10 protein-coding genes, 1 tRNA gene and 1 pseudogene are annotated in these 12,981 nt (G+C 66.8%); all 12 read right to left on the minus strand.

Annotation, left to right across the window (positions count from 1 at the left end; translation table 11 throughout):
- A partial coding sequence (gene dctQ, locus HMPREF2716_RS14250) for a C4-dicarboxylate TRAP transporter small permease protein DctQ (protein ID WP_070621932.1) occupies positions 1–458 on the minus strand: 458 nt, incomplete at its 3' end.
- A gap of 18 nt (positions 459–476) precedes the next feature.
- Entirely contained in the window at positions 477–1,472 is a 996-nt protein-coding gene (gene dctP / locus HMPREF2716_RS14255) for a C4-dicarboxylate TRAP substrate-binding protein DctP (RefSeq protein WP_003105525.1), read from the minus strand.
- A gap of 240 nt (positions 1,473–1,712) precedes the next feature.
- Positions 1,713–3,101 carry a two-component system response regulator DctD gene (gene dctD, locus HMPREF2716_RS14260; RefSeq protein ID WP_003096187.1) on the minus strand — a complete coding sequence of 463 codons (1,389 nt, stop codon included), beginning with the start codon at positions 3,099–3,101 and terminating at the stop codon, positions 1,713–1,715.
- Positions 3,098–4,935, minus strand: a pseudogene (gene dctB, locus HMPREF2716_RS14265) (two-component system sensor histidine kinase DctB). The gene dctD and the pseudogene dctB overlap by 4 nt, the downstream one beginning before the upstream one ends.
- 59 nt (positions 4,936–4,994) lie before the next feature.
- The gene (gene rfbC / locus HMPREF2716_RS14270; protein ID WP_003105520.1) at positions 4,995–5,540 is read right to left on the minus strand and encodes a dTDP-4-dehydrorhamnose 3,5-epimerase; all 546 of its coding nucleotides are present in this window, start codon (positions 5,538–5,540) and stop codon (positions 4,995–4,997) included.
- Positions 5,540–6,421 carry a glucose-1-phosphate thymidylyltransferase RfbA gene (rfbA, locus tag HMPREF2716_RS14275; protein ID WP_070621933.1) on the minus strand — a complete coding sequence of 294 codons (882 nt, stop codon included), beginning with the start codon at positions 6,419–6,421 and terminating at the stop codon, positions 5,540–5,542. Before rfbA ends, rfbC begins: the two co-directional genes overlap by 1 nt.
- Positions 6,418–7,326, minus strand: coding sequence for a dTDP-4-dehydrorhamnose reductase (gene rfbD / locus HMPREF2716_RS14280; RefSeq protein ID WP_023518177.1), 909 nt, complete (start codon positions 7,324–7,326; stop codon positions 6,418–6,420). Before rfbD ends, rfbA begins: the two co-directional genes overlap by 4 nt.
- Positions 7,323–8,381, minus strand: a complete 1,059-nt coding sequence (gene rfbB / locus HMPREF2716_RS14285) for a dTDP-glucose 4,6-dehydratase (protein WP_003096179.1) — start codon at positions 8,379–8,381, stop codon at positions 7,323–7,325. The genes rfbD and rfbB overlap by 4 nt, the downstream gene beginning before the upstream one ends.
- 234 nt (positions 8,382–8,615) lie before the next feature.
- Positions 8,616–8,691 (minus strand) — tRNA-Thr (locus HMPREF2716_RS14290).
- A 73-nt stretch (positions 8,692–8,764) separates the two neighbouring features.
- Positions 8,765–10,294 (minus strand): DHA2 family efflux MFS transporter permease subunit, encoded by a 1,530-nt coding sequence (locus HMPREF2716_RS14295; RefSeq protein WP_003096173.1) that lies wholly within the window; start codon positions 10,292–10,294, stop codon positions 8,765–8,767.
- 9 nt (positions 10,295–10,303) lie between these two features.
- A complete protein-coding gene (locus HMPREF2716_RS14300) occupies positions 10,304–11,488 on the minus strand; it encodes an HlyD/EmrA/EmrK family protein (RefSeq protein ID WP_033863034.1) in 1,185 nt (394 codons plus the stop codon).
- A gap of 14 nt (positions 11,489–11,502) precedes the next feature.
- Positions 11,503–12,981 (minus strand): efflux transporter outer membrane subunit, encoded by a 1,479-nt coding sequence (locus HMPREF2716_RS14305; protein WP_070621934.1) that lies wholly within the window; start codon positions 12,979–12,981, stop codon positions 11,503–11,505.

A 12,981-nucleotide genomic window follows, 5' to 3' on the forward strand; every position in this document is an offset into this window, starting at 1 on the left:
AAGTGGTCGAGGTCCTCGGCGCCGATGCCGGCGATGAACAGGGTCTTCACCCAGTCGTAGCTGGCCACGCAGAGCAGGCCGGCGTAGCCGAGGCAGGCCAGGCAGGCGATCACGCCGAGCACTCGCTGTACCGGTCGCGAGGCCAGCTTCACCAGCACGTCCACGCCGAGGTGCCCGGCGGTGCGTACGCCGTAGGCGATGCCGAGGAAGATCAGCCAGGCGAACAGGGCCTTGGTCAGGGCGTTGCTCCAGGTCATCTCCTGGGCCAGGGTGAGGACCCCATCGCCGATGGCGAGCAGCGTCTCGTTGCCGCCCTCCCAGAGATCGGCGAGATCGTAGAGCAGCGTATAGAGGTTATTGAGGACTACATAAACGAAGGTAACCAGCGTCATGGCGGCGAGGAGGAAGGCGATCAGGCCTTCCTCCAGGCGCGCCCAGACGCGCGCGAGCGCGTGCATGGGCTTTCCCTCTTCTTCTTATTGGGCCTGGTTGGCGGCTTCGGCGGCCTTGATCAGGTCGGCGCCGATCTCGCCTTCGAACTTCTTCCACACCGGCTGCATGGCCTTGCGCCATTCGGCCCGCTGTTCGGGAGTGAGTTCGATGATCTCGCTGGTCTTGGCCTCGACGATGCGCTGCTTGTCGCCCTGGTTGAGCGCCTCGGCCTGCTTGTTCACCTCCACGGTGACCTCGTCCATGGTCTTGGCCAGCACGCCGCGCACGTCTTCCGGCAGGCCGTTCCAGAACTTGGTGTTGGTGATCACCATGTAGTCCAGCACGCCGTGGTCGGACTCGGTGATGTACTTCTGCACTTCGTGCATCTTCTGCGAGTAGATGTTCGACCAGGGGTTCTCGGTACCGTTGACCACGCCGGTCTGCAGGCCCTGATAGACCTCGGCGAAGCTCATCTTGCGCGGGTTGGCGCGCACCGCCTTGAACTGTTCCTCGAGCACCTTGGAGGCCTGCACGCGGAACTTCAGGCCGCGGGCGTCCTTCGGCTCGCGCAGGGGCTTGTTGGCGGACAACTGCTTCATCCCGTTGTGCCAGTAGCCGAGGCCAGTGATGCCCTTGTCCTGCATCGAGGTCAGCAGCTCCTTGCCCTGCGGGCTCTGCTGGAAGCGGTCGACCGCCTGGATGTTGTCGAACAGGAACGGCAGGTCGAAGATCTGCAATTTCTTGGTGTACTGCTCGAACTTGGCCAGCGACGGCGCGATGATCTGCACGTCGCCCAGCAGCAGGGCTTCCATCTCCTTGCCGTCGCCGAACAGCGACGAGTTCGGGTAGACCTCCACCTTGACCTTGCCCGGCAGGCGTTCCTCCACCAGTTTCTTGAACAGCAGCGCACCCTGGCCCTTGGGCGTGTGCTCGGCGACGACGTGGGAGAACTTGATGACGATCGGGTCGGCTGCCTGGACGATTCCGGCGACGGTCAGGGAAAGTGCGCAGACGAGCGCCTTCGCGGTGTGCTTGAGCATGAGACTTCCTCTTTGTTCTTGTCTGTCTTTTATGAAGAGGACGGGTGTCCTCTCGGCGTGGCCGAACAAGGGAAGTCTAGGCAGCGCAGCGGCAGATGCTGCGTGAATCGGAAAAGCGCCTGGTCTTCTGCTTGTTGGAACGCTCGGGAAGCCGTGAGCAAGCCCTGTGCCAGTCGGGCAAGGGTACGCAGGGGAGATGCTGCGGGCGCGGATGGCGAACGGTTGGCGGTAATCCGCCATTCATTCGCCATCATCTGGCGGATTTTCGCCAGGCGTGTTGAACGGCAGGCCGTGCTTGCGCAGCTTGTCGTGCAGGGTCTTGCGCGGGATACCGAGGGCCTCGGCGACGCTGCGCAGCGAATTGTGCGGGCGTTCCAGTTCGGCAGCGATCAGCGAGCGCTCGAAGGCCTCGACCTTGGCGCTGAGGTTGTGCGGCTCGTCGGCGGCGTCGGGCAGGACTCCGTCGTCCAGGCTCAGGCCGAGACCCAGGGCGAAGCGCTCGGCGGCGTTCTGCAATTCGCGCACGTTGCCCGGCCAGTCGTAGGCCAGCAGCCGCGCCGACTGGCCGGCGTCCAGTTCGCGTGGCGTCAGGCCATGACGCATGGCGCCGGCTTCGGCGAAATGGCGGAACAGCAGCGGGATGTCTTCGCCGCGCTCGCGCAGCGGTGGAATGCGCAGGCTGGCGACGTTGAGGCGGTAATAGAGGTCGGCGCGGAAGCGGCCCTGGTCGGCGGCCTGGCGCAGGTCTTCCTTGGTTGCCGCGATGATGCGGATATCCAGCGGGATCAACTGGTTGGAGCCGAGCCGCTCGACTACCCGTTCCTGCAGCAGGCGCAACAGCTTGACCTGCACGTCCAGGCTCATGCTCTCGATCTCGTCGAGGAACAGGGTGCCGCCATTGGCGTACTCGAACTTGCCGATGCGGCGCTTCTGCGCGCCGGTGAAGGCGCCGGCCTCGTGACCGAACAGTTCGCTTTCCACCACCGATTCGGCGAGGGCGCCGGCGTTGATCGCGACGAACGGTCCGTCGCGTCTGCTCGACAGGTCATGCAGGGCCCGCGCGACCACCTCCTTGCCGGCGCCGGTTTCGCCAAGGACCAGCACGTCGGCCTGGATCGCCGCCAGCGAGCCGACCTGCTCGCGCAGGCGCTGCATGCCGGCCGAGCGTCCGATCAGGCGCCCATGCAGTTCGTGGCGTTCGGCCAGGGCCAGGCGCAGGGTGCGGTTCTCCAGGACCAGCCGGCGCACCTCCAGGGCGCGGCGCACGCTGTCGAGCAGGGCGTCGCTGGGAAAGGGCTTTTCCAGGAAGTCGTAGGCGCCGCCGCGCATGGCCTGGACCGCCAGCGGCACGTCGCCGTGGCCGGTGATCAGGATCACCGGCAGGTCGGCGTCCTGTTCGTGCAATTGGCGGAGCAGTTCCATGCCATCGATGCCGGGCATGCGGATGTCGCTGACCACCACCCCGGGCCAGTCCTTGCACTGCGCGGTATCCAACTGGCGCGCGTCGTCCAGGGTCGCGACCTTGAGCCCGGCGAGGTCGAGCGTCTGGCGCAGGGCCTGGCGCAGGTGCGGATCGTCGTCGATCAGCAGGACCTGGGTCTGGGCATCGAATGGCGCGAAGGGACTCATGCGCGGGTTTCCTCCTGGGGCATGGCGGCGACGCCGGGAACTCCCGGCAGCAAGTGCAGGCGCACCACGGCGCCGCCTTCGAGATGGTTGCCCATTTCCAGGCGGCCGCCGAGGGCGCGCAATAGGTTATCGCAGATGGCCAGGCCGAGGCCGAGCCCTTTGGCGGTGGTCTTGGTGGTGAAGAAGGGTTCGTGGGCGTGGGCCAGGGCGTCCTCGGAAAACCCCGGGCCGTTGTCGCGCAGGGTCAGGATCACGCCGTGCTGGTCCTGGCTGGCGATCACCCACAGGCGCCGCGGCGGAGCTTTCTCGGCGAGCGCGTCGAGGGCATTGGTGAGCAGGTTGCCGAGGATCTGCCGCAAGCGGGTCTCGCCGGCCTGGACCCACAGTGGGGCGTCCGGCACGTCGCGCAGCAGTTCGACGTTCATCGCCCGCCGCCGACTGGCGAGCATCGACAGGGCGTCCTCGATCGCCGGCTGCAGCTGCACGTTCTCCGGCGCCCGGCGCGCACCGCGGGCATAGGCCTTGAGGTGGGCGATGATCGAGGCCATGCGGGTGGTGAGGTCGCTGATCTGCTCGAGATTGCCGCGGGCGTCCTCGGTGCGCTGGTGGTCGAGCAGCACCCGGGCGTTGTCGGCGTAGCTGCGGATCGCCGCCAGCGGCTGGTTGAGTTCGTGGCTGATGCTCGCCGACATGGTGCCGAGGGCCGTGAGCTTGCCGGCCTGGACCACTTCGTCCTGGGCGCGCATCAGCTCGCGCTGGGCCTGCTCGCGTTCGTGGACTTCCTGCTGCAACTGCGCGTTGGCGTTCTCCAGCTCGCGGGTGCGTTCCAGTACGCGCTCTTCCAACTGGCGCTTGGCCTCGGCCTCGAGAGCGATGCGGTCCAGGTAGTGACGGCGGCTGAGGGTCAGCAGGGTAAGCAGCAGGAGCAGGGCGAGCAGGGTCGCGCCGCCGATCAGCAGGACGCTGCGCACCGGCCGCTCGATGAGGGTGCGGGGGGCGTAGATGCTTACCGTCCAGCCGGTTTCCGGCAGCGTCCGGCTCTGGCTGAGCCAGGCGCTCTGTTGCAGGCGCAGGGGCTTCGGGTCCTGCACCGGGTAGGGGATGTTGGCGTGGATCTCGTCGCGCTCCGCCGCGCTCAGCGGCCGACTGGCATGGAAGCGCCAATCCTCGCGCGAGGAGAGGATCACCACGCCGTAGTTGTCTATCACCAGCAGTTGCTCCGGGGAATTGCCCCAGAGCCGTTCGATGTGTTCGAGATCGACCTTCACCACCAGCACGCCGATGATCCGCGAGCCTTCCTTCACCGCACTGGCGAAGTAGTAGCCGCGCTTGATCGAGGTGGTTCCCAGGCCGAAGAAGCGCGCCAGGCGGCCCTGCATGGCCTCGCGATAATAGGGGCGGAAGGCGAAGTTGCGGTGGACGAAACTGTCCGCCTGGGCCCAGTTGGAGGCGACCTGGGTGGTGCCGTCCGGTTGCAGCAGGTAGATCACGTCGGCGCCGGTGCGTCGGCGGATGTCGGCCAGCGCCTCGTTGGCGATCTTCTGCAGCAGCGGGTCGCCAGGTTGTTGCAGGGCCTGGCGCAGCACCGGCAGGCCGCCGAGGATCTGCGGCAGTTCTTCGTAGCGGCGCAGCGTGCCGAGCAGGTTGGCGACGTAGAGGTCGAGCGTCTGGCGGTTCTGCTCGGCCAACTGCTCGCTGTAGTAGCGCTCGGCGAAATATTGCAGGGGCCAGAGCAGCGGCGCGAGAAGCAGGGCGAGGATGACCAGCGAGCGCCAGCGATGGAAATAGGCTTTCAAGACGAACAACCTGCCGTGGCTGCGAGTATCCGGGGCATCCCGGACGGGATGCCCTAAATTATCACGCCTTGCGCCGAGTCCGGTCGCTCCCTGCCGTTCAGGGGAAGCAGTCGGCGTCGGCGAATGCCTTGCCCTGGCGGTCCTTCTCCGAAAGCAGGGGGGCATCCTGCAGCGGCCAGTCGATCTTCAGCTCGGGATCGTTCCAGACGATGCAGCGTTCGTGTTCCGGTGCCCAGAAGTCGGTGGTCTTGTAGAGGAACTCGGCGTATTCGCTGAGCACCACGAAGCCGTGCGCGAAGCCGGCCGGAATCCACATCTGGCGCTTGTTCTCCGCGCTCAGGCGTTCGCCTACCCAGTGGCCGAAGGTCGGCGAGCCGCGACGCAGGTCGACGGCCACGTCGAATACCTCGCCGAGGGTGGCGCGCACCAGTTTTCCCTGGGCTTGCCGGATCTGGTAGTGCAGGCCGCGGAGGACGCCACGGGCGGAACGCGAATGGTTGTCCTGGACGAAGCTGACCGGATGACCGCAGGCCTCCTCGAAGGCGCGCTGGTTGTAGCTTTCGAAGAAGAATCCGCGATCGTCGCCGAACACCCGGGGTTCGAAGAGGATGACGTCGGGGATTGCCAGGCGGGTCGCTTTCATCAGTACACGGTTCCAGTCAGCAGGCGCTTGAGGTATTGGCCGTAGCCGTTCTTGGCCAGCGGCGCGGCGAGTTTTTCCAGTTGCGCGGCGTCGATCCACTTCTGCCGGTAGGTGATCTCTTCCGGGCAGGCCACCTTGAGACCCTGGCGGTTCTCCAGGGTGGCGATGAACTGGCCGGCCTCGAGCAGCGAATCGTGGGTGCCGGTATCCAGCCAGGCGTAGCCGCGGCCCATGATCTCCACGCTGAGCTGGCCGCGCTCCAGGTAGGCGCGGTTGACGTCGGTGATCTCCAGCTCGCCGCGCGGCGAAGGCTTCAGGTCCCTGGCGATGTCCACCACCTGCTGGTCGTAGAAATACAGGCCGGTGACCGCGTAGTTCGACTTCGGCTTCAGTGGCTTCTCTTCCAGGCTGATGGCCTTGCCGCCCTGGTCGAACTCGACCACGCCGTAGCGCTCCGGGTCCAGCACGTGGTAGGCGAAGACGCTGGCGCCGGTCTGGCGCTGCGAAGCGCTGCCGAGCAACTCGTGGAAGTCGTGGCCGTAATAGAGGTTGTCGCCCAGGACCAGCGCGCTGAGGTCGTTGCCGATGAACGACTCGCCGATCAGGAAGGCCTGGGCCAGGCCGTCCGGCGACGGTTGCACGGCATATTGCAGGTCCAGGCCCCAGTTCGAACCGTCGCCCAGCAACTGCTGGAAGCGTGGGGTGTCCTGTGGGGTCGAGATGATCAGTATCTCGCGGATGCCCGCCAGCATCAGGGTACTGAGCGGGTAGTAGATCATCGGCTTGTCGTACACCGGCAGCAACTGCTTGGAGATGGCCAGCGTTGCCGGGTGCAGGCGGGTGCCCGAGCCTCCGGCGAGGATGATGCCCTTGCGTTTCATAGTGGTCCCTGCTCGCTCAGTTCCTGGATCATGCGTCCGGCATGGTAGCGCCAGTCGGGCAGTACCAGGCCGAAGACCTGTTGCAGCTTGTGGTTGTCGAGGCGCGAATTGGCCGGACGCTTCGCCGGCACCGGGTAGTCCTCGGTGGCGATCGGCAGGACCCGCTGCGGCGTCGCCTGCAACTCCCAGCCCCGCTCCAGCGCCTGTTCGATGACGAAGCGCGCATAGAGGTGCCAGGACGTCTCGCCGCTGGCGACCAGGTGGTAGGTGCCGCTGGCCCGTGCTGCCAGCTCGACATCCCAGCGCAGGCGCTGCAGGGCCTGGGCGGTGACGTCGGCGATCAGCTCGGCGCTGGTGGGCGCTCCGAACTGGTCGGCCACGACCTTGAGTTCGTCGCGTTGCCCGGCCAGGCGCAGCATGGTCTTGGCGAAGTTTCCGCCGCGCGCGGCGTAGACCCAGCTGGTGCGGAAGATCAGGTGGCGGCAGCCGCTGGCGCGGATGGCCTGCTCGCCTTCCAGCTTGGTCTGCCCGTAGACGCTCAGCGGGCCGGTCGGCGCGTCCTCGGCGAAAGGCGTGCTGCCCGCGCCGTCGAACACGTAGTCCGTGGAGTAATGCACCAGCCAGGCGCCGCAGCCCGCGGCCTCCTCGGCCAGTACCGCGACGGCGCGGGCATTGATCAGGCGGGCGTTGTCGGCATCGCTCTCGGCCTTGTCCACCGCGGTGTAGGCACCGGCGTTGACGATGAACTGCGGCCGCTCGGCGCGAACCAGTCGCGCCAGGCCTTCGGGGTCGGCGAGATCGGCGCGCCGGCGGTCACAGACCAGCAGTTCGCCCAGCGGCGCCAGGGCGCGCTGCAGCTCCCAGCCGACCTGGCCGTTGGCGCCGAGGAGAAGGATCCGGTTCATGCGTACTGCTTACCCACCCACTCGCGGTAGGCACCGCTGGTTACGTTGGCCACCCAGTCCTGGTTGTCCAGGTACCAGCGCACGGTCTTGCGGATGCCGGTCTCGAAGGTTTCCGCCGGCTTCCAGCCCAGCTCGCGCTCCAGGCGCGTGGCATCGATGGCGTAGCGGCGATCATGGCCCGGACGATCCTTGACGAAGGTGATCTGCTCGCGATAGCTGCGGCCGTCGGCGCGCGGCTGCTCCTGGTCGAGGATGGCGCAGAGGGTCTCGACCACGTCGAGGTTGGCCTTTTCGTTCCAGCCGCCGACATTGTAGGTCTCGCCCAGTTGCCCGGCTTCGAGGACCCGGCGGATGGCGCTGCAATGGTCCTTGACGTAGAGCCAGTCGCGGATCTGCTGGCCGTCGCCGTAGATCGGCAGCGGCTTGCCGGCCAGGGCGTTGTGGATCACCAGTGGGATGAGCTTTTCCGGGAAGTGGTAGGGGCCGTAGTTGTTCGAGCAGTTGGTGGTCAGCACCGGCAGCCCATAGGTGTGGTGATAGGCCCGCACCAGGTGGTCGGAGGCCGCCTTGGACGCCGAGTAGGGACTGTTCGGCTCGTAGCGGTTGTTCTCGGTGAAGGCCGGATCGCTCGGTGCCAGCGAGCCATAGACTTCGTCGGTGGAGACGTGGAGGAAGCGGAATGCCGCCTTCGCTTCCGGCTCCAGCGCGCCCCAGTAGGCGCGCACTTCTTCCAGCAGGCGGAAGGTGCCGACGATGTTGGTCTGGATGAAGTCCTCGGGGCCGTGGATCGAGCGGTCCACATGGGATTCCGCGGCGAAGTTGAGGATCGCCCGCGGCTGGTGCTCGGCGAGCAGGCGGGCTACCAGCTGGCTATCGCCGATATCGCCGGCGACGAAGGTGTGCCGGGCGTCGCCGTCGAGGCTGGCGAGGTTCTGCCGGTTGCCGGCGTAGGTGAGCTTGTCGAGGCTGACCACCGGCTCGTCATGCAGGGCCAGCCAGTCGAGCACGAAATTGGCGCCGATGAAGCCGGCGCTGCCGGTCACGAGAATCGTCATGAGTCATACCTTGTTCAAGCAGTGGTTGTCCGTAGGGCTGCTTCGACACGTCCCGCCAAGGTGTACCAATCGATCGTGAAGACGACGATTAGTACGGGAAAAATGGCGATCCTGCCAACCCCAGATCTGGTAGGTGCATCTGACCCGGCATTCTATTCGAAGTGCCATCACTGGGTAGAAAGGAAGCAGGATAAAACAAAAAGCCCCGCGCGAGGCGGGGCTTTTCGGGATTCATGGTGCCGGCACCAGGAGTCGAACCCGGGACCTACTGATTACAAGTCAGTTGCTCTACCAGCTGAGCTATACCGGCGAAGAGGGCGACATTATAGCCAGCCGCCGCCAGGAGTAAACCACTGATTTTCCTGCCCGAATGCCGTTCGTCCTCAGTGCCCGGAGGCGGCCGCGCCGGGCTTGGCGCCGAACGGCGGGCGGGCCAGCCAGATGATCACCAGCAGGGCGAGGAACAGCCAGCCGAGCATGGTGAAGTAGTCGATGGTGGACATCATGTAGGCCTGGCTCTGCACCATCCGGTCGAGCAGCGCCGCGTTCGCCTGGGTGTTGCCGCCGAGCTGGGCGAGGGTTTCGTGGGTGGCCGGGTCGTAGAGGCTGATGTTTTCGCTGAGGTAGGCGTGGTGTTGCGTGGCGCGGCGGTTCCAGATCCAGGTGGTCAGCGAGGCGGCGAAGCTGCCGCCGAGGGTGCGCAGGAAGGTGGCCAGGCCGGAGCCGTCGGCGATCTGGTCGGGGGGCAGGTCGGAGAGCAGGATGCTCAGGATCGGCATGAAGAAGAACGCCACGCCGAGCCCCATGATCAACTGCACGATGGCGATGTGCTGGTAGTCGACCTCGGTGGTGAAGTTGGCGCGCATGAAGCAGGTGATGGCCATCGCCAGGAACGACAGGCCGGCGAGCATGCGCAGGTCGAAATGGTTGGCGTAGCGGCCGACCAGCGGCGAGAGGAACACCGGGAGGATGCCGATTGGCGCGGCGGCCAGCCCGGCCCAGGTGGCGGTGTAGCCCATCTGGGTCTGTAGCCATTGCGGGAGCAGCAGGTTGATGCCGAAGAACGCGGCATAGCCCAGCACCAGCGCCAGGGTGCCGGCGGCGAAGTTGCGGTGGGCGAACAGGCGCAGGTTGACGATCGGATGGCGGTCGGTGAATTCCCAGATGATGAAGAAGGCCAGGGCGATCGCCGCGATCAGCGCGCCGCCGACGATGAAGTTCGACTCGAACCAGTCCAGGTCGTTGCCCTTGTCGAGGACGATCTGCAGGGCGCCGACGCCGATCACCAGGGCGATCAGGCCGACGTAGTCCATCGGCGCCTTCTTGATCACCACCGGGCGTGCCTTCAGTTGCTGGTAGACGACGAAGGCGGCGAACAGGCCGACCGGCACGTTGATGAAGAAGATCCACGGCCAGCTGTAGTCGTCGGTGATCCAGCCGCCGAGGATCGGCCCGGCGATCGGCGCCACCACCGTGACCATCGCCAGCAGGGCCAGGGCCATGCCGCGCTTCGCCGGTGGGTAGATGGAGATCAGCAGGGTCTGGGTGATCGGATACAGCGGCCCGGCGACGAAGCCCTGCAAGGCGCGGAAGCCGACCAGAGAAGGCATCGACTGGGCGATGCCGCAGAGGAACGAGGCGAGTACGAACAGCAGCGCGGCGGCGATGAACAGGCGCACCTCGCCGACCCGCCGGGCCAGCCAGCCGGTCAGCGGCAGGGCGATGGCGTTGCTCACGGCGAACGAGGTGATCACCCAGGTGCCCTGTTCCGAACTCACCCCGAGGTTACCGGAGATGGTCGGCAGGGCGACGTTGGCGATGGTGGTGTCGAGCACCTGCATGAAAGTCGCCAGGGACAGGCCGATGGTCGCCATCACCAGGCTGGGCGGGGAGAAGCTGCTGCTTTCGCTCATCTGGCGGGCTCAACGCTGGGCGGTCTTGCCGTGGTCTTCGGCGAGGTTGGCTTCGATCAGGCGTTCGATCAGCTTGTCGGCCGAGGCCAGTTGCTGCTGGTAGACATCGGTGGAGAACAGCGCTTCGCGCGGTGGCTGCTGGGCCAGGGCCGGGCCGCTCTGGTCGTGCAGGTCGACCTTGACGTCCATCGACAGGCCGATGCGCAGCGGATGCTTCTGCAATTCTTGCGGATCGATATGGATGCGCACCGGCACCCGCTGGACGATCTTGATCCAGTTGCCGGTGGCGTTCTGCGCCGGCAGCAGGGAGAACGCGCTGCCGGTGCCCACGCCGAGGCTGTCGACGGTGCCGCTGTAGCGCACGTCGCTGCCGTAGAGGTCGGAGCGGATTTCCACCGGCTGGCCGATACGCATGTGCTTGAGCTGGGTTTCCTTGAAGTTGGCGTCGAGCCAGATCTGGTCCAGCGGGACCACGGCCATCAGCGCAGTGCCCGGTTGCACGCGCTGGCCGACCTGTACGCTGCGCTTGGCGACGTAGCCGGTGACCGGCGCGACGATGGTCGAGCGGGCGTCGTCCAGGTAGGCCTGGCGCAGTTGCGCGGCGGCGGCCTTGACGTCCGGATGGGAGGTGATCTGGGTGTCGTCGACCAGCGCGCGATTGGTGTTCAACTGCTGTTCCGAGCTGGTCAGCGAGGCTTTCGCGCTGTCCAGGGCGTCGCGGGCGTGGGCTAGTTCCTCCTGGGAAATGGCGCCGTCGTCGGCGAGGTTCTTGCGCCGCTTGTAGTCGGCCTCGGCCTTGGCCAGCGCGACCTTGCGGGTGGCGACCTCGGCGCGATAGCCGTCGACGTTGCTGAACAGCCCGCGCACCTGGCGCACGGTGTGGGCCAGGTTGGCCTCGGCGCGTTGGAGGGCGATGTCGGCGTCGCTGGGATCGAACCTGACCAGTTCCTGGCCCTTGCGCACCAGGTCGCCGTCGTCGGCGCCGATGCTGACCACGGTGCCGACGATCTGCGGGGTGATCTGTACCACGTTGCCGTTGATGTAGGCGTCGTCGGTGTCCTCGTGCCAGCGGCCGTAGAAGAACTCCCAGGCCACGCTGGCCAGGGTGGCGAGAACGATCACGGCGAGCAGGATCAGCAACCAGCGCTTGCGCTTCGGGTTGCCGGCGGGGGTTTCGCTGTTGGCGGTAGTCATGGTGGGTGCCTCGTTCATTCTGCCGGCGCTTTCGCGGTAGCGAGCGCAGCGGAGCGGGAATCGGGTTGGAAACCGCCGCCCAGGGCCTGGACCAGCTGGACGGAAAGATCGATCTGCTGGCTCTCCAGGCTGGCCAGCTGGCGTTCGGTGACCAGCAGTTGCTGTTGCACGCTGAGGGCGTCGAGGTAGCTGCCGACGCCTTCGCCGTAGCGACGCATGGCCAGGTCGAAGTTGGACCTGGCGATATCGCGGGCCTGGCGCTGGTCGATCACCTGCTGTTCCAGGGAGCGCAACTTGCCGAGGTTATCGCTGACCTCGCCGAGGGCCTGGACCAGCGTCTTGTTGTACTGGCCGACGGCCAGGTCGTAGTCGGCGTCGCGTTCGGCCAGGTTGGCGCGGCGGCGGCCACCGTCGAAGATCGGCAGGGAGATCGCCGGCGCCACCTGGAAGAAGCGGCTCGGCGCCTGCAACACGTCGCTGGTGTGCAGGGCGGCGAGGCCGGCCATCGCGCCGAGATTGAGGTTGGGATAGAACTCGGTCTTCGCCGAGTCGATGTTGCGGCGCGCCGCCTCGACCCGCCAGCGCGCGGCAACGATGTCGGCGCGGCGGCCGAGCAGTTCCGCCGGGAGCACCGAGGGCAGGCTCAGGCTGGCCGGGTTCAGCGGTTGCGGGCGCTGCAGTTCGAGACCGCGATCGGGCCCCTTGCCCAGCAGCACGGCGAGGGCGATGCGGGCGCTGGCGATGTCCTGCTCGGCGGCGCTGAGCTGCTGGCGGGCAGTAGCCAGCTGGGTCTGCGTCTGTTGCAGCTGGACCTTGCTGTCGAGCCCGGCGCTCATGCGCTTCTGGCTCAGCTCGGTCATGCGCTGCGAGCGCTTCAGTTCTTCCTCGGCGAGATCGCGCACGGTAAAGGCGTGGGCGAGGTCGCTGTAGGCGCGGGCGATGCTTGCCGAGAGGCCGATGCGCGCGGCCTGGCTGTCGATCCGCGCGGCATTGGCCTGGCCGAGGGCGGCTTCCCAGGCGGCGCGCTCGCCGCCCCAGAGGTCGAAGTCGTAGTTGAAGCCGAGCGACAGGTACTTGATCGCCGAATAGCGGCCGCCGAGCGGTGCCGGGGCCACGCTGGTCGGCGCGCGGATGCCGGAGTAGCTGGCCTTGGCGTCCAGCGTCGGCTGGCGCGCGGCATCTTGCGCCTGGGCCGTTGCCGCCGCCTGGCGCGCACGCGCCTCGGCGATCTGCAGGTCGGGGGTGCCTTGCAGGGCTTCGCCGATCAGTTGGTCGAGCTGCCGGTCGCCGAGCCCGGTCCACCAGTCCTGGCGCGGCCAGGCCGCTGGCGAAAGGGCTACGCCTTCCAGGCTCCTCCCCGCCTGGAGGGCGCCTGCCGGTTGCGGGCGGGCGTTCGGTTCCAGGCCTTCGGAAGTGACGCAGCCGGCGGCCAGCAGTATCGCCGAGGCCAGCGCCAATCGCTGCGGCCAGGGATGGAGAGGAGGGAAGGGCAT

It is taken from the genome of Pseudomonas sp. HMSC076A11, assembly GCF_001810205.1.
Lineage (GTDB): Bacteria > Pseudomonadota > Gammaproteobacteria > Pseudomonadales > Pseudomonadaceae > Pseudomonas > Pseudomonas aeruginosa.

Bases quoted from the DNA above. Each gene is read 5' to 3' on its own strand.
- dctP (WP_003105525.1), bottom strand. From the start codon at position 1,472: ATGCTCAAGCACACCGCGAAGGCGCTCGTCTGCGCACTTTCCCTGACC.
- dctD (WP_003096187.1), bottom strand. From the start codon at position 3,101: ATGAGTCCCTTCGCGCCATTCGATGCCCAGACCCAGGTCCTGCTGATC.
- rfbC (WP_003105520.1), bottom strand. From the start codon at position 5,540: ATGAAAGCGACCCGCCTGGCAATCCCCGACGTCATCCTCTTCGAACCC.
- rfbA (WP_070621933.1), bottom strand. From the start codon at position 6,421: ATGAAACGCAAGGGCATCATCCTCGCCGGAGGCTCGGGCACCCGCCTG.
- rfbD (WP_023518177.1), bottom strand. From the start codon at position 7,326: ATGAACCGGATCCTTCTCCTCGGCGCCAACGGCCAGGTCGGCTGGGAG.
- rfbB (WP_003096179.1), bottom strand. From the start codon at position 8,381: ATGACGATTCTCGTGACCGGCAGCGCCGGCTTCATCGGCGCCAATTTC.
- HMPREF2716_RS14295 (WP_003096173.1), bottom strand. From the start codon at position 10,294: ATGAGCGAAAGCAGCAGCTTCTCCCCGCCCAGCCTGGTGATGGCGACC.
- HMPREF2716_RS14300 (WP_033863034.1), bottom strand. From the start codon at position 11,488: ATGACTACCGCCAACAGCGAAACCCCCGCCGGCAACCCGAAGCGCAAG.
- HMPREF2716_RS14305 (WP_070621934.1), bottom strand. From the start codon at position 12,981: ATGCCCTTCCCTCCTCTCCATCCCTGGCCGCAGCGATTGGCGCTGGCC.